This window comes from Shinella yambaruensis (genome assembly GCF_050859155.1).
GTDB classification, from domain to species: Bacteria; Pseudomonadota; Alphaproteobacteria; order Rhizobiales; family Rhizobiaceae; genus Shinella; species Shinella yambaruensis.
Genome location: NZ_CP150639.1, coordinates 298,471 through 314,025, shown reverse-complemented (window position 1 = coordinate 314,025; position 15,555 = coordinate 298,471). Strand labels below are relative to the sequence as shown.

The 15,555-nt window shown below is 67.1% G+C and carries 14 protein-coding genes and 1 pseudogene; 3 read left to right on the top strand and 12 right to left on the bottom strand.

What is annotated here, in order from left to right; all coding sequences use genetic code 11:
* Nucleotides 1-11 precede the first annotated feature (11 nt).
* The 11 genes and pseudogenes from WMC41_RS23840 to WMC41_RS23790 form a co-directional block, all read right to left on the bottom strand.
* Complete coding sequence (locus WMC41_RS23840; protein WP_432349229.1) at nucleotides 12-989, bottom strand: ABC transporter permease; 978 nt, start codon at nucleotides 987-989, stop codon at nucleotides 12-14.
* A gap of 1 nt (nucleotide 990) precedes the next feature.
* Complete coding sequence (locus WMC41_RS23835; protein WP_432349227.1) at nucleotides 991-2,040, bottom strand: ABC transporter permease; 1,050 nt, start codon at nucleotides 2,038-2,040, stop codon at nucleotides 991-993.
* Nucleotides 2,030-3,562, bottom strand: coding sequence for a sugar ABC transporter ATP-binding protein (locus WMC41_RS23830; RefSeq protein ID WP_432349225.1), 1,533 nt, complete (start codon nucleotides 3,560-3,562; stop codon nucleotides 2,030-2,032). The genes WMC41_RS23835 and WMC41_RS23830 overlap by 11 nt, the downstream gene beginning before the upstream one ends.
* 61 nt (nucleotides 3,563-3,623) lie before the next feature.
* Nucleotides 3,624-4,628 carry a sugar ABC transporter substrate-binding protein gene (locus WMC41_RS23825; RefSeq protein ID WP_432349223.1) on the bottom strand — a complete coding sequence of 335 codons (1,005 nt, stop codon included), beginning with the start codon at nucleotides 4,626-4,628 and terminating at the stop codon, nucleotides 3,624-3,626.
* Nucleotides 4,629-4,784: 156 nt separating this feature from the next.
* A complete protein-coding gene (locus WMC41_RS23820) occupies nucleotides 4,785-6,152 on the bottom strand; it encodes an LLM class flavin-dependent oxidoreductase (protein ID WP_432349222.1) in 1,368 nt (455 codons plus the stop codon).
* Nucleotides 6,153-6,187: 35 nt separating this feature from the next.
* Nucleotides 6,188-7,453 (bottom strand): SfnB family sulfur acquisition oxidoreductase, encoded by a 1,266-nt coding sequence (locus tag WMC41_RS23815; RefSeq protein WP_432349220.1) that lies wholly within the window; start codon nucleotides 7,451-7,453, stop codon nucleotides 6,188-6,190.
* Nucleotides 7,454-7,527: 74 nt separating this feature from the next.
* Nucleotides 7,528-8,340: a MetQ/NlpA family ABC transporter substrate-binding protein gene (locus WMC41_RS23810; RefSeq protein ID WP_272807789.1), complete on the bottom strand. Its 813-nt coding sequence runs from the start codon at nucleotides 8,338-8,340 to the stop codon at nucleotides 7,528-7,530.
* 20 nt (nucleotides 8,341-8,360) lie between these two features.
* Nucleotides 8,361-9,020, bottom strand: a complete 660-nt coding sequence (locus WMC41_RS23805; RefSeq protein ID WP_244766433.1) for a methionine ABC transporter permease — start codon at nucleotides 9,018-9,020, stop codon at nucleotides 8,361-8,363.
* A complete protein-coding gene (locus WMC41_RS23800; protein ID WP_244766432.1) occupies nucleotides 9,010-10,062 on the bottom strand; it encodes a methionine ABC transporter ATP-binding protein in 1,053 nt (350 codons plus the stop codon). The genes WMC41_RS23805 and WMC41_RS23800 overlap by 11 nt, the downstream gene beginning before the upstream one ends.
* Before the next feature lie 5 nt (nucleotides 10,063-10,067).
* The gene (locus WMC41_RS23795) at nucleotides 10,068-11,300 is read right to left on the bottom strand and encodes an acyl-CoA dehydrogenase family protein (RefSeq protein WP_432349217.1); all 1,233 of its coding nucleotides are present in this window, start codon (nucleotides 11,298-11,300) and stop codon (nucleotides 10,068-10,070) included.
* 222 nt (nucleotides 11,301-11,522) lie between these two features.
* Nucleotides 11,523-12,482, bottom strand: a pseudogene (locus tag WMC41_RS23790) (O-acetylhomoserine aminocarboxypropyltransferase/cysteine synthase family protein); the annotation flags it as partial.
* 362 nt (nucleotides 12,483-12,844) lie between these two features.
* On the opposite strand from WMC41_RS23790, the gene msuE reads away from it, so the two are divergent.
* Genes msuE through WMC41_RS23775 form a run of 3 tightly spaced genes read left to right on the top strand, consistent with a single transcriptional unit; the run spans nucleotide 12,845 to nucleotide 13,923 of the window.
* Nucleotides 12,845-13,405: an FMN reductase gene (gene msuE / locus WMC41_RS23785; RefSeq protein WP_432349215.1), complete on the top strand. Its 561-nt coding sequence runs from the start codon at nucleotides 12,845-12,847 to the stop codon at nucleotides 13,403-13,405.
* Nucleotides 13,395-13,538, top strand: a complete 144-nt coding sequence (locus tag WMC41_RS23780) for a hypothetical protein (RefSeq protein WP_432349214.1) — start codon at nucleotides 13,395-13,397, stop codon at nucleotides 13,536-13,538. The genes msuE and WMC41_RS23780 overlap by 11 nt, the downstream gene beginning before the upstream one ends.
* A 49-nt stretch (nucleotides 13,539-13,587) precedes the next feature.
* The gene (locus WMC41_RS23775; protein ID WP_432349212.1) at nucleotides 13,588-13,923 is read left to right on the top strand and encodes a TIGR01244 family sulfur transferase; all 336 of its coding nucleotides are present in this window, start codon (nucleotides 13,588-13,590) and stop codon (nucleotides 13,921-13,923) included.
* Between the two features lie 65 nt (nucleotides 13,924-13,988).
* On the opposite strand, the gene WMC41_RS23770 is transcribed toward WMC41_RS23775, so the two are convergent.
* Nucleotides 13,989-15,374, bottom strand: coding sequence for an FAD/NAD(P)-binding protein (locus WMC41_RS23770; protein WP_432349211.1), 1,386 nt, complete (start codon nucleotides 15,372-15,374; stop codon nucleotides 13,989-13,991).
* Between the last annotated feature and the right edge of the window lie 181 nt (nucleotides 15,375-15,555).

The window sequence follows — 15,555 nt, the reverse complement described above, 5'->3', positions numbered from 1 at the left end:
GATATCCGGGTTCAGGCCCGGGCAGCCGCCTTGCGATTGGCGAAGCCGATGGCGAGGACGGAGAAGATGAGCAGGCCGGTGCCGACCTGCTGCCAGTAGAAATTGAGACCCGACAGCAGGAGGCCATTGGCGACGACGCCGAGCAGCAGCACGCCAAGCACGGTGCCCGGCACGTTCGGCCGGCCGTGCGGGTCGAAGGTGGTGCCGATGAAGGTCGCGCCGATGGCGTTCAGGAGGAACGCGTTGCCCGAGGACGGAATGTAGACCGTGACCGTCGAGGTGAGGATGAGCCCGACCACGGCGGCAATCGTCGAGACGAGCACATAGGTCAGGGCGGTGATGCGCGACAGGCGTAGGCCCGAATAGCGCACGACGCTCGCCTGGATGCCGGCGGCGAGCGTCACCCGGCCGAAGCGGGTGTGCGAGAGCACGAGCCAGGCACCGGCGGCGACGAGCGCGGTGACGAGGAGGGGCACGGGAATGCCGGCGACCGTGCCATGGCCGAGGAAGCGGAAGGCTTCCGGCACGCCGGCCGGCGGCAGGTAGACCGGATTGCCGCCATTCGTCAGCAATTGCTGCGCGCTGCGGCCGACGAAGAGCGTGCCGAGCGTGGCGAGAAAGGGCGAGATGCCGATGCCGGCGATGAGCACGGCATTGAAGACGCCGACAAGCGCCCCGCCGGCAAGCCCGCCAAGGGCGGCAAGCGCGATCGGCTGTCCGGCGAGCACGAGGGAAACGAAGGCGAAGCTCGCGAAATCGACCGCCGTGCCGACCGAGAGATCGATGCCGCCCGCCGAAACGGCGAAGGTCATGGCGATGGCGACGATGGCAAGCAGGGCGAAATTGTTCACAAGCACGCTGAGGAGGTTCGCACCCGAGAGGAAGCCCGGCGCGAGCGCTGCGAAGAGGGCGAAGACGGCGGCGAGCGCCGCGACCAGCGCATAGCGGGCGACGCCGCGGGTGAAGGAGGAGAGAGCGGTCGTCGCCATGTCAGGCGTTCTCCTTGCGGCCGAGCAGCGTGGTGGCGGAAACGACGAGCAGGATCAGCAGCCCCTGCACGCCGCTCACCAGCGTGCTGGAAATGTTGAGGAGCTGGAAGCCGTTGATGAGGAAGCCGACGAAGAGCGCCGACAGCAGCGTGCCGGTCACGGTCGGCACCAGCCGACGGGAGAAGACCGTGCCCAGCAGGGCGGTGACGACGACCGGCAACAGCATGTCGCCGGCCCCGGTGGTGCTGCCCGAGAGGTAGGAGACCGACAGGATGCCGGCGAGCCCGCCGCACAGGCCGCTCGCCAGGAACGAGCCGGCGACGAAGGACTTGACGGGCAGGCCCGCCGCCCGCGCCGCATCCGGAAACACGCCGACCGCATAGAGACGAAGGCCCAGCGGCGTATATTGCACGACGGCCGCGACGACCAGCGTGAAGCCGAGCAGGACATAGGCGAGAACCGGGATGCCGAAGGGGCCGCCGGCGGAAAGCGCGGAGAGGAATTCGCTCGAGGCCGGGACGACGGTATTCTGCGTCAGCACCAGCTCGAGGCCGGCGACGACATTCATGACGGCGAGCGTCGCGAGCAGCGGCACGATGCCCGCGAGCGTGACGGCGGCGGCGTTGACCGCGCCGATGGCGAGCCCCGTGCCGAGCGCGCCTGCAATGGCGACGCCGTCGCCATGCCCCGCCTGTGCCAGCGAGGCGTAGACGGCGGCGCTGAGCCCCATATTCGCGGCGAGCGACAGGTCGATGCCGCCCGTCACCACGTTCGAGCCGCCCGCGATGATGACGATGGTGAGCCCGATCGCCAGAACGCCGGCAATGGCCGACTGGCCGAGCACGTTGCCGATATTGCCGATGGTGAGGAAGAAGGGCGCGGTGACGGAGAAGACGACAAGGACGCCGACGAAGACGGCAAGCGCCCCGCCCCGCAGCGCCAGCGTGGCAAGGCGGCGGCCGAAGGCGGGGCCGGGCCTTCCCGGCTCGACAGCCTTCTGCGCCTCGATTTCGAGAGCGGAGGCCGGAATATAGGGGGCGTCAACCAACATGGCGAAGCGTCTCGTGGGCACCCGTCACATCCGCAAGGACCTGGTCCGGGCTCGTTTCGGAGGAGATGAACTGCCGCGTCACACGGCCGCGGAAAAAGACGAGAAGGCGATCGGTGACGCCGAGCAGCTCCTCGATGTCGGACGAGAGCACGAGCACAGCCGCGCCGCGTTCGGCAAGCTCGCCGATCAGCCGGTAGATCTCCACCTTGGCGGCGATGTCGACGCCGACCGTGGGCTCGTCGAGCAGGTAGATTTCCGACTGGCGGCTCAGCCATTTGGCGATCGCCACCTTCTGCTGGTTACCACCCGAGAGCGTCTTCACCAGCGCATCGACGCCGTCGGTCTTGATCTGCAGCCGTTTGACGAGGTCTTCCGTCTGGCGCCGTTCCGCGCCGCGGTCGATGAGGCCGCGGGAGAAACGGCCGAGGCTGGCGAGCGTGGTGTTTTCGGTGACCGAGAGGTCCAGCGCGACGCCGTCGCGGCGGCGGTCCTCCGGCACCAGCGCCAGGCGGCGGTCGGTGGCCGCGGCGGGATCGGCCGAGAACACGGCCTCGCCCTTGACGGAGACCGTACCGCCGGTCGGCCGGTCGAGGCCGAAGAGCGTGCGCACCACCTCCTTGGCGCCAGAGCCGACGAGACCGGTAAGACCCAGGACCTCGCCCCTGCGCAGCGTGAAGGAAACGGCGTCGAAGCGGCCGGCAAGCGCCAGGTTCTCCACCTCCAGCACCACCTCGCCGGGCGCGACGTCGGGCTTGGGATAGAGCTCGCCGATATCGCGGTTGACCATCAGGGCGCCGATCTCGGCCGCCGAGGTTCCGGCGACCGGCAGGGTCGCGACGTCGCGGCCGTTGCGCAGCACCGTCACCGTATCGCAGAGGTCGACGATCTCGCCGAGATAGTGCGAGATGTAGAGGACGGTGACGCCCTCCGCGCTGAGGCGGCGGATGAGCTGGAAGAGCAGGTCCGCCTCGCGCCGGACGAGCGCCGCGGTCGGCTCGTCGAAGACCAGCACCTTGGGGCTGGCGATGAGCGCGCGGGTGATCTGCACGATCTGCTTTTCCGCCGCCGAAAGATCGGCGATCAGCGCGGAATGGGGCAGCGCGAGACCGAAATAGCGCTCGAGGATCTCGGCGGACCTCCGCCGCATCGCCGCGCGATCGAGGAAGGGCGTTCCGGGAAACCGGAGCTCACGGCCGAGGAACAGCGCCTCGCCCACCGTGAAGGTCGGGACGAGCAGGCGATCCTGATGAATGAAATGGATGCCGAGCTCTTCCGCGAGATGCGGCGTCAGCCGGTCATAGACCTTGCCGTCGATCTCGACCGTGCCTTCGTCCGCCCGGTGAAGCCCGGCGATGAGCTTGATCAGCGTCGACTTGCCGGCGCCGTTCTGGCCGACGAGGCCATGCACCGAACCGCGCTCGACGGTGAGCGACGCACCCGAAAGCGCCTCGGCGCCGCCGAAGCGCTTGACGATGTTTTCGAGCCGGACGATCGCCGCGCCGCGCCCTGCCGTGTCCGCCATGGCCGCATTCCCCGTTGACAGAAAGAGACCGCGGCGAGGCCGCCGCGGTCCGCGCCGGATTTCAGCCGATGCCGAGCTTCCTGGAGACCTCGCCGACATTCTGCTTGTTGGCGAGCAGCGCCGGCACATAGGTCTCGCGCGGCAGCGTCTCGCCGGCGAGGTAGCGGGCGACGTTCCGGATCGCGACGCGGCCGAGCTCGGCGGGCTGCTGGGCAACGTCGGCGGCGGCCGGCGAATTCGGATCGGCAACGAGCTGGAGCACTTCCGGGCTGCCGTCGACGCCATAGGTCCTGATCTCCGTGCGGCCGGCGGCGGCGAGCGCCTGCGTCGCGCCGAGCTGCGGGATGTCCCAGGCCGACCAGATGGCCTTGATCGATCCCTTTTCCGGATATTTGGCGAGGATCGCGGTGATCTGGGTGAAGGCATCCTGAACGGTGTTCGGGATCACGTCGCGCAGCTCCGGCTGCACGATCTGCACCTTCGGGAAATATTTGACCACGTTGACGAGCTGGTCGTAACGGATGGCGCAGGGCGTGACGCCGTAAAAGCCGTTGAAGACGACGATATTGCCCTCGCCGCCGATATCGGAGACGAGCTGGAGGGCGAGATCCTTGCCGATGCCCCAGTTGTCCGAGGTGGAATTGTTGATCGAATTGACCGAGCCGACATCGATGGTGAAGACCGGAATATCGGCCTCGCGCGCCTTCTTCAGCCAGGGATCGATGACGCTGAGCGTGCCGAGAAGCTGGACGACGGCGTCCGGCTTCTGGGCGATGAGCGTCTGGAGCTGGGAGACCAGCTTGCCGTCATTGCGGCTGGCATCCACGGCGATCGGCTCGCCGCCGAGACGCTTCACCTCCTCGATCTGGGCGTTGTAGGCCTGGAGATCGAAGAAATGATCGGTGCCGGCGGTGCTGATGCCGATGCGCTTGCCCTTGAGCGAAAGCCCGTCCTCGGCCGCGGCGGTGCGCGCCGCAAGAAGGCCCGTTCCCGCCACCACGCCGGCCACTGCGGTGAGCTTGAGGAGATTGCGGCGGTTGACGCCGGAGCGGATGTCGTCGGTCATGATGTCCCCGTCAGATCAATAATGATATAATCTATAAATTAAATATACTAACGAGCGGCGACAGGCAGGAATTTCCAAAATACGGGCGCCTTGGGAAAAGATTCGGCGCGGCGGACCGAAGGGACGCCGGCGGCATATCCGTCCCATGCCCGCCCCTCACTCCGCGCCCTCCGCCCGCGCGCGAAACGCGCCGGCAGGATGGCGGTCCGACAGGCGGTCGCCTTCGCCGAAAAGGCGGTTGCGAAGGCTGCCCGCGCCGTAGGCTGTCTTGTAGCGCCCCCGCTCCTGCAGAATCGGAATGACGAGATCGATGAAGTCCTCGTAGCTTTCCGGCGCGACGGTGCGGGCGAGATTGAAGCCATCCACCTCGCCCTCGGCGATCCACTCCTCCAGTGCATCGGCAACCTGAGCGGGATCGCCCACGATCAGCGGATAACGCCCGCCGAGCGCCATGCCGGAGAGGATGGAGCGCTTCGTCCAGCCGCGCGCGCGGGCAAGATCGACCGAGGTCTGCACGAAATTGCCCTTGCCGTAGGCGATCGGCTCGTCGAGATCGTATTGCGAGAAATCGATGCCCGTGCCGGCGGAGAAATGCGCAAGGCCCGCCTCGGGGCTGGCATAGCGGGCGTAATCCTCGAACTTCTCCTTCGCTTTCTTTTCCGTACGGTCGACGACGACGGTGAGGCCGGCGAAGATGCGCACGTCCTCCGCCCGCCGGCCCGCTTCCACCGCGCCCTGGCGGATGGCGCGCGACGCCGCGCGGGCGACGCCGGTGTCGGGCGGCGAGATGAAGACGCATTCGGCGTGGCGGGCAGCGAACATCCGGCCGCGACCGGAGGTGCCGGCCTGGTAGAGCACCGGCGTGCGCTGGCGCGAGGGCTCGCTCAGATGATAGGCCTCGGCGCGGTAGAATTTTCCCTCGTGCCGGATTTTGCGCACCCGGGCCGGGTCCGAATAGACGCGGGCGCGGCGATCGCGGATGACGGCGTCGTCGTCCCAGCTTCCTTCCCAGAGCCGGTAGAGGAGATCGAGGAATTCGTCGGCCCGGTCGTAGCGCCGGTCGTGTTCGCCGAGCGCGGTTTCACCCATCGCCCGCGCCGCGCTGTCGAGATAGCCGGTGACGATGTTCCAGCCGATGCGGCCTTCCGTCAGGTGGTCGAGCGTCGAGATACGGCGCGCGAAGATGGCGGGCGCCTCCGCATTGACGTTGACCGTGACTCCGAAGCCGAGCCCCTTCGTCACCGCCGCCATGGCGGAGACCAGCATCAGCGGATCATTAACCGGAAGCTGGATGGATTCGCGCAAGGTCAGGTCGACGGACTGCTGATAGACATCGTAGACCCCGACGATATCGGCGAGGAACACGCCGTCGAACAGGCCGCGCTCCAGCGTCGCCGCCAGGTCCGTCCAGTAGCCGAGCCTGGTGTAGCGGTGCGACTGGTCGCGCGGATGAGTCCAAAGCCCATGGTTGATATGGCCGGCGCAGTTCATCGTGAAGGCGTTGAGGAGGATTTCTTTTCGCATGTCTTCTTGCGGAGGGCGGCGCGCGCCCTCCCCGTTCAAATCCACGAATGCAGCGGCGGCTGCACGCCGTTGAGGTAATACTGGCCGACCGCATGGAACTTCCAGCGCACCGGATCGTGCAGCGTGTGGGTGCGTGCGTCGCGCCAGAAACGGTCGAGATTGTGCGCGCCGAGCGTGGAACGCGTGCCGGCAAGCTCGAAGAGCTTGTTGGATGCGGCGAGCGCCACTTCCGTCGTCAGCACCTTGGCTTCCGCGACGGCGATCTTCGCCCTGCCGATCGTCTCCTCGGTGACGTCGGCGATGGTCTCGTCGAGCTGGCGGCCGGCCCGCTCCAAGAGCGCCTCGGCGGCGTGCAGGCGGATCTTGAGGTCGCCGATCGCCGCGATCGTGTAGGGATCGTCCGACGCCGTGTCGGAACCGCTGTCGATCCACGGGCGGGCGTGGTTGCGCACGAGGTCGATGGTCGCCTCGATGGCCCCGCGCGCGATGCCGGCGTCGATCGCCGCATGGATGAGCTGGCTCTGCGGGCCGACGGCGCTCTGGTTCTCGTAGACGATATGGGCGGGCAGAACGCGGGCTTCCGGGATCGCCACCTCGTCGAGGATCACCGTGCCGCTTGCCGTGGTGCGCTGGCCGAAGGCCGACCAGTCGTTGACGACCTCCAGCCCCGCCGCGCCCCGGTCGGCGACGGCGACGACGACATGGCCTGCCTCATCCAGCGCGACGATGGGCACGAGATGGGCGAAGAGCGCGCCGGTGGCGTAGAACTTCCGGCCCGAGACCACGAAATGATCGCCCTTGCGGACAAGCTTCGTCTCGAAGGCCTCGACGTTCTTGCCGCCGAATTCGGAAAAAGCGTTGCCGAGCCGCTTGCCGGCCAGCACCGCGCCGAACAGCTCGTGCTTCTGCGCCTCGCTCCCGGTCTGGCGGATGACATCGATGATCTCGAAACTGTTCTGGGCGATCTGGGTCAGCGAGGGATCGCCCGCCGCAAGCGTCGCGAAAACTTTTGCAAGCGTGACCTGCGAGACGCCGGCCCCGCCATATTCCTTCGGGATGGTGATGCCCCACAGGCCGCTTTCGGAGAAGAGGTCGACCTCCGCGAAGGGGAGACGCCGCTCGCGGTCGCGCTCCTTCGCCTCGACGGCGAAGAGCGGCTTCAGCCGTTCCGCGACGGCGATCGCCTCCGCGTCGTCGCGGATGACATGGGCAGGCCTTTCCGGCGGGGCGGGCAGCCAGCCGGGGTCGCCGGGCGCGGGATCGGCAGGGGTTTGTCGGGCGGTGGCTTGGGTCGGGGTCATCGGTCTCGGCCGTCATTTCAGAAAGGGATTGCCGGGCTGCGGTAGGGCGCAGCCCGGCGGCGAGGGACGAAAAATCAGAAGGCGGCGACCACCTGTCCCTTGTAGCGCTCCTCGATGAATTTCCGCGTCTCCTCGCTGTTCAGCGCCTTGGCGAGCTTGGCGACGCGCGCGTCGTCCTTGGTCTCGGGGCGGGTGACGAGATATTCGCTCCAGACATTGTGGCCGTCCTGGCCGCGGTCGATAAGCAGCGCCTTGGAGATGTCGAGCTTGGCCTCGAAGACGTAGTTGCCGTTGAGCGCGGCGAGATCGACCTCGCCGAGCGCGCGCGGCAGGAGTGCGGATTCCAGCTCGACGATCTTGAGGTTCTTCGGATTCTCGACCACGTCCTTGATGGTCGGCAGCGGGTCTTCCGGCGATGTCAGCTCCGGCTTGCCGGAGACCTTGATGAGGCCGAGCTTCTGGAGCAGCAGCAGGCCGCGCCCGCCATTGACCGGATCGTTCGGGATCGCGACGGTCGCGCCGTCCCCGATCTTCCCAACCGAATCGATCTTCGTCGAATAGGCGACGAAGGGCTCGATATGCACAGGCACGATGGGCACGAGCTCCGTGCCGCGCTCCCGGTTGTAGTCGTTTAGGAACGGCCGGTACTGGTAGTAGTTGGCGTCGAGTTCGCCGGAGACGAGCTGGGCGTTCGGCTGGATGTAGTCCGTGAAGACGCGGATATCGAGGTCGAGGCCGTCCCTGGCGAGGATCGGCTTGACGAATTCGAGGATCTCGGCGTGCGGAATGGCGGTGGCGCCGACGACGAGCGTCTCGTTCGCCCTGGCGGAGCCGAAGACGGCGAAGGCAAGGCTGGCGGCGATGGTGAGCGATTTCAGGATGCGCATGTGGGTCCTCCTGGCGCGGGTCATTTACGGGAGAAGTGGGCGACGAGACGGTTGCCGCTCGCCTGGATGAGCTGGACGAAGACGATGAGGATCGCCACGCAGACCAGCATGATTTCGGTCTGGAACCGGTGGTAGCCGTAGCGGATGGCGAGGTCGCCGAGCCCTCCGCCGCCGATCGCGCCGGACATCGCCGTATAGTCGACGAGCACGATCGCCGTGACGGTGACGGCCGCCAGCAGGCTCGGCAGCGCTTCGGGCAGCACGGCGCGCAGGATCGTCTGGCGCGTCGAGGCGCCCATGGCCAGGCTCGCCTCGATGACGCCGCGATCCACCTCGCGCAGCGCCGTCTCCACCAGCCGCGCGAAGAAGGGCGCGGTGCCGACGACGAGCGGGAAGATGACGCCGCGGATGCCGAGCGACGTGCCCGTGACGATGACGGTGACCGGCATCAGCACGATGAGCAGGATGATGAAGGGCACCGAGCGGATGATGTTCAGCACGAAGGAGAGGCCGCCATAGGCGACCGGCGCCTGGAAGAGCTGCTGCCGCCCGGTGAGGAACAGCAGGATGCCGAGCGGAAGGCCGACGATGACGGTGAGCAGCAGCGCGCCGCCGACCATGGCGAGAGTCTGGCCGAGCGCCGCGCCGATATCGCCCCAATAGATGTTCTCAAACGACATGGCGGGGCCTTTCCTCGGGCGGCGCGAGCGGCGCGCCGCCCTGCAGCTCCACGTCGACGCCGCTCGCCCGAAGGCCCGCGATCGCCCCTGCCACGTCCCGCCCGGAGAGCGAGACGATGAACTGCGCGTAGGGCGTCTCGCGGATATGGCCGACCCGGCCGGCGAGGATGGCGTAGTCGACGAGGTTTTCCCGGGCGATGCGGCCGAGGATGGGCTTGTGCGCGGCAGGCCCCGTGAAGGTGAGACGCACCGTGCGCCCGCCGAGATCGGCCCCTGCGACGGCGTCGAGCGAGCCGCCGTCCGGCTCGGCCTCGCGCACCAGCCGCAGCGTCGCGGGGTGGCGCGGGTGCAGGAAGACGTCCGTCACCGGCCCCTCCTCCACCACGCGGCCGCGATCGAGCACGGCAACGCGGTCGCAGGTGCGGCGGATCACGTCCATCTCATGGGTGATGAGCACGATGGTGACGCCGAGGTCGCGGTTGATCTGGCGCAGGAGATCGAGCACCGCGCCCGTCGTCTGCGGATCGAGCGCGCTCGTCGCCTCGTCGCAGAGAAGGACCGAGGGTTCGCAGGCGAGCGCCCGTGCGATGCCGACGCGCTGTTTCTGCCCGCCCGAAAGCTGGCGCGGATATTTCCCGGCGTGTTCGGAAAGGCCGACGCGGGCAAGCAGCGCGGCGACCCGCCCGGAAATCTCGGCCTTGCCATATTCGCCGGTCAGCTCCAGCGGATAGGCGACATTGCCGGCGACCGTGCGGGCGCTGAGCAGGTTGAAATGCTGGAAGACCATGCCGATCGACCGGCGAAGGGCGCGCAGACGCTCGCCGCGGGCCTCCGTCACCCGCTCGCCGGCGACGAAGACGTCGCCGCCGCTCGGGCGCTCCAGGAGGTTGATGAGCCGCACCAGCGTCGACTTCCCCGCGCCAGAGGAGCCGATGACACCGAAAATCTCGCCCTTGGCGACGGAGAGATCGACGCCGTCGAGCGCAGCGGCCGCACCTTCCTTGCCGGCAAAACTCTTGGTGACGCGCTCAAGCCTTATCATCGCCGTCAGCCCGCGCTTGCGCCGATGCGCCACTGATAGGGCGGCGGCGTGCCATTGACGGCGAAATCGCCGATGATGCGGTGCTTGTAGATGCGCGGATTGTGCGAGGCGAGCGTGCGGGCGTTGCGCCAGTGCCGGTCGAGGCCGGCGGACTTCTTCGTCGCGGAGGCGCCGAGCGCGTCGAAGAGCAGTGTCGCGGCTTCGAGGATGAGGTCGGAGACGACCGCCTGGGCCTGCGCGGCTTCAAGCTCGGCAATGGCATTGGCCTTTTCCTCCGCCTCCGCATCGTCGACGAAATGCGCTTCGAAAGCGCGCTGGAGGCCGTTGGCCGCCTGGAGGGTGATCGCACCCGCCGCATAGGCCGCGGCGCGGATGCGCCCGACGACCTGCAGGACCTGCGGATCCTCGCTGGGGCGCGCGGCGGCGGCGTGGGTATAGGTGCGCCGGCGCTCCGCCACGGCTTTCGCGACGTCGGCAGCGATCGCCCGGCCGATGCCGGCGAGCGTGGCGAGGTGCACGAGCTGGTAGAAGGCGGCCGAATACTTGAAGCGCTCGTCGTCGATGACGATGTCCCCGGGCTCGACCACGACGTCGCGGAAGATGGTCGTGCCGCTCGCCGTCAGCGTCTGGCCGAAACCGTCCCAGTCGTCGATGACCGCGACGCCGGCGGCCTCGCGCCGCACCGCGACGGCGATCCCCTCGCCCGCCACGTCGCTCGCGCCGACATCGATCCAGTCGGCGAAGAGCGAGCCGGTCGTGTAGTATTTCTCGCCGTTGAGGACGAGCCGGCCATCCTTCTCCGCGACGGTCGTGGAGAAGCGGTCGAGCGCCGCGCCTGCGCCGATCTCGCTCCAGGCGCTGCCGGCGGTCTCGCCCCGCGCGATGCGGGCGACCCACAGGGCGCGGCGTGCGGCATCCTTCGTGTTCAGGATATCCTCGGTGAAGCCGAAATGGGCGCGCAGGGCCTGCGTGACATTGGAATCGGCTGCGGAAAGCTCGATCAGCAGATTGAAGAACTGCGGCAGGCTCGCCCCCTTGCCGCCCGCCTCCACCGGCAGGCGGACCGCGCCGAAACCGGCCTCCTTCAAGCGGCGGATCGCCTCGTATGGCAGATCGCGCCCCAGGTCGCGCGCGGTCGCCTGCGCGGCGATCTCCGCGAAAATCGGCCGGAACGGCGCGGCCAGCGCCTCATATCGTTCACCGGGGCCGGCGCCCCAGGCATTGTCGATCTGCGTCATGCATCCTGCTCATCGTCGCTGCCGTGCCGGCCTTCGGACCGGTCACGCTTGGAATTGACGAGGAGGGTAGCCTTCGCTGCGGATAAATACAGAAATTCTATCTTTTTTATATATTACAAAGCGAAACGCTGTTCCCCTCGCTGCCGGAGCGCACGCAGCGCAAGGAAAACCCCGGCGCGAGGAGGAAGCGCCGGGGTCACACGCCGATCGGGGTGGCCGGCCTCAGGCCAGCGCGATGGCTCGTTCCAGATCGGCGATCAGGTCGTCGGGATGTTCGAGGCCGATGGAAAGGCGCACATAGCCGGGCGTGACGCCGGTCGCGAGCTGGTCTTCCAGCGAGAGCTGCGAATGGGTCGTCGTCGACGGGTGGATCGCCAGCGACCGGGCGTCGCCGATATTGGCGAGGTGATAGAAAAGCTGGAGGCTGTCGATGAAGCGGCGCCCCGCCTCGCGCCCGCCCTTCAGCTCGAAGCCCACCAGCGCGCCGAAATAACCCGGCTTGAAATATGTGTCCGCCCGCGCCTTCGCCTCGCCTTCCTGGAATTTCGGGAAGATCACACGTTTCACCTTGGCATGGCCCTTGAGATATTCGGCGACCTTCACCGCGTTCTCGTTGTGCTGGCGAAGGCGAAGCGGCAGGGTCTCGAGGCCCTGGATGAACTGGAAGGCGTTCTGCGGGCTGATCGCCGCGCCGAGATCGCGCAGCAGTACGGCGCGGGCGCGCAGGATATAGGGATGGAAGGCGATGGCCTCGGCCTTCTCGATCCACGTCTTGCCCTGGTAGCTTGCATCCGGCTCGGTGAGGTTCGGCTGGCGCGCGGCATGCTCCGCCCAGGGGAAATTGCCGCCGTCGACGATCGCGCCGCCGATGGAGGTGCCGTGGCCACCGATATATTTCGTGGTCGAGTAGACGACGACCGCCGCGCCGTGCTCCAGCGGCCGGATGATCAAGGGCGCTGCCGTGTTGTCGACGATCAGCGGAATGCCGTGCCGGCGGCCGATGGCCGCAACCTCGGATATCGGGAAGACTTCCAGCTTCGGGTTCGGCAGGGATTCGGCGTAGTAGGCGCGTGTACGCTCGTCGGTCGCCGCCTCGAAGGCCTGCGGGTCCGACGCATCGACGAAACGGGTCTCGATGCCGAAGCTTTTCAGGGTCGCGGCGAAGAGCGCCCAGGTGCCGCCATCATGTTCATCGCAGTGTTCATCAAGGTCTCCCGGCCCGTGTTTCGCGTTTCAATGACCGGATGGGTAATAAATGCGCCAAACACGCTCAAGGAGATAATTCTTTCCAAGAATCTTTCCTCCAATGGAACGAACGCCCCATCCGCTGCGAATGCAAAACCGTTCGATATCACGGAAAATCCTCCGTTATCTGAGAGACGGGAAAGCTCCGGAAAAGCAGGAGCGGCGCGCGATACGCCCGCCGGGGCCTGGGAGGCCACCGGATGCGTGGGCGATCTTTCCTCCAGACGAGCCGAAAATAGCGTGCTTTTCCTTTAATCTATAATTTTTATCGAGAATCATGGATTAAAATGGAGAACGCCATGTCGATACCGAGGCTCGTCAGCATAACAGGCAGCTACAACAGACCGTCGAAAACCCAGGCGCTTACCGGGCACATCGCCTCGCTGATCCAGGCCCGCTACGCGGTGGAGACATCGTCCTACGACCTCAATGACGTCGGCCCTTCGCTCGGCCGCGCGCTCTGGCGCAAGGACCTCGACCATCAGGCCCGGCAAGTCGTCGCCGATATCGTCGCGGCAGACCTGCTGCTGGTCGGCTCGCCCACCTACAAGGGCTCCTATCCCGGCCTCTTCAAGCACCTGTTCGACCTGATCGACCCTCTCGAACTGCGCGGGAAACCCGTCATCCTCACGGCGACCGGCGGCGGCGACCGGCATGCGCTGGTGGTCGAGCATCAGCTGCGTCCCCTCTTCGGTTTCTTCAGCGCCCGGACACTCCCGACGGCGATCTATGCATCCGATGTCGATTTCAAGGACCACAGGGTTGCATCGGCCCGCCTTGCGGCGCGCTTCGACGACCTCCTGTCGGATCTGTCCGGCCTTCTTCCGACTATCGACAAGGATGTCCATCATGCGGCGTGACATCGGCCGCGGGCCGGTCTTGAGGCCTTCGAGCGAACTGGGCTGGTTTTTCGTCGGGGTGGCGGCGGCCGTGGCGCTCGTTGCCGCCGCCCTGTGGCTCAGCGTGTCTGTGCGGCCCCTGGGCTTTTCCTGAAGCCCGAAAGACAACGCGCCTTCGCCAGAACGACAAAGGAAGGACAGGCATGGACATCCGCAAGATCGACGAGGACTACTCGGTTTCACCGCAGATCGAGGCTGAAGATGTCGACATCGTCAGCCTGCTGGGGTTCCGCTCCATCGTCTGCCACCGGCCCGACCGGGAACAAGCCGACCAGCCCGCATTCTCGTCGATTGCCGGCCGCGCGGCCCAGCTCGGCATCGAGGTCCGGCATATCCCCGTGCTTTCCACGGGACTGACGGACGAGGCCGTGGGCAGCATGGTCCAGGCGCTGGACGATCTTCCCCGGCCGATCCTGGCTTATTGCCGTTCCGGCGCCCGTTCGACGAAGATCTACGAGCAGGCGCTGCTGCCCCGCTGATCCGCGCACCTGTCGCGCCCTCTCGGGACCGGCCTTACCCGGCTGCCGGCCGGCCCGGCGTCTTTCTAGCGCGTGCGAGACTCCGCGGCTTTGCTGCTCGCGGCCTCCGCAAGCCAAGCCCCGAGGGCGTCGGCTGCAGCATGAGCCTGAACGACGATCTGCGGCACGAGGTCGATATCCGGCAGGCTTCCAAGACCCAGCGGCCCCATCGCGAAGAGCCCCTCGAATGCCCCCGTTTGCGAGAAGACCCGGCCGTCACCGTCGACGAGGATGCCGAGGTCGAGCTCGTCCCGCCGCGCAAGCTGCGCCGACAGGAGCGAGCGGAAGAGCGGGGAATCGAGATCGGTCGGGCGGACACGACAATCGATCGTCCGGTCCGCCGGCAGAACCTGCAGTCCCCCCGCGCCCGAGAGCAGCACGCCATTGGTCGCGATGCGCTCGACCTTGCCCTTGCGCACCGTGATCGCCCCGCTGTCGATTGCCCGGCGCAGCCGCTCATAGTGGCCGAGCGGAAGACGGTTGCGGTGGCTGTCGTAGATCGGCTTGACATGGCGCTTGAAGCGACGCCGCTCCTCCGGCGTCAGGCCCTGCCAGAGCTCGCGGGCGCGCAGGCGGAAATCGTTCATGATGCCCTGCCAGCCAGTCCCCTCCAGTGCCGCCCGGTTCGCGGCCTCGCGCAGATGGCGGAAGGCGCCGCGGAGCGTGTTCGGGAACGGACGATCGGAGGATACGGCGCCGACGGCCGACGGCGCATGCGGCTGCGGCAGGAAACCGGACGCGGAAATGAGCGTGACATGGGACGCCTCCCCTGCCGCAAGCAGGCGCAGCGCACGGTCGACGGCATGAACGCCGCCGCCGATGACCTGCACCTCCCTTGCGCCGGTCGGGCCGGCATTGCCTTCGGCGATTTCGCGCAGGCCATAGCCCGTCGCCAGGAAGACGGCATCGAAGCGCGCCTGATCGCCCTCGCCCGAAAGAACGGAAAGACCGCCCCGCGGGTGGCGCCCGATGGCCGCGACACTCTCGGCACGCACCTGAACCATCACATCGGCCCGTTCGCGCAGCGCTTCGGAGAAACGCTGATAGGCATAGGCGCTGAACACCTCCCCGGGCACGAAGGCATGATCAACATTACCGGACACCGCCTGGTCGCGGTCACGCCAGCCGTCATTGGCCTCCAGCCAATGACGAAAATCGTCGCGGGCCGCCGGATCGACCGAGAGATCGCGGACGCGGCTGTTCAGGAGCCCGGACGCCGGGCGGCCGATGCTCTCCCCGCCGTCGATTTTCGGATAAGGGTCGAACATCACGAGATGGAACGGGCTGTGGACGGTCTTCAAGAGCGCGATCGCCGTCATGAGGCCGGTGAAGCCACGACCGATGATGGCGATCCGTGCAAGGGTATCGGCGTCCTGCGATTGCGGAAGGAGTTGGGCGGGCGCAAGCGTCATCGATGGGTTCCTTTCCTGCACGGCGTGAGGCGGTTTCCAGGAACTCGTCCTGTCCGACGAGTGGGTGACACGGCATTCCCTACTAAAACAATAGAATACTTCCCGTAAAATCAAGCCCTCCCGAGCGCGGCCGCGCTCACCCAGCGGCAGGGGTGCCACGGGACAGCGCGCCGCCGGTCCG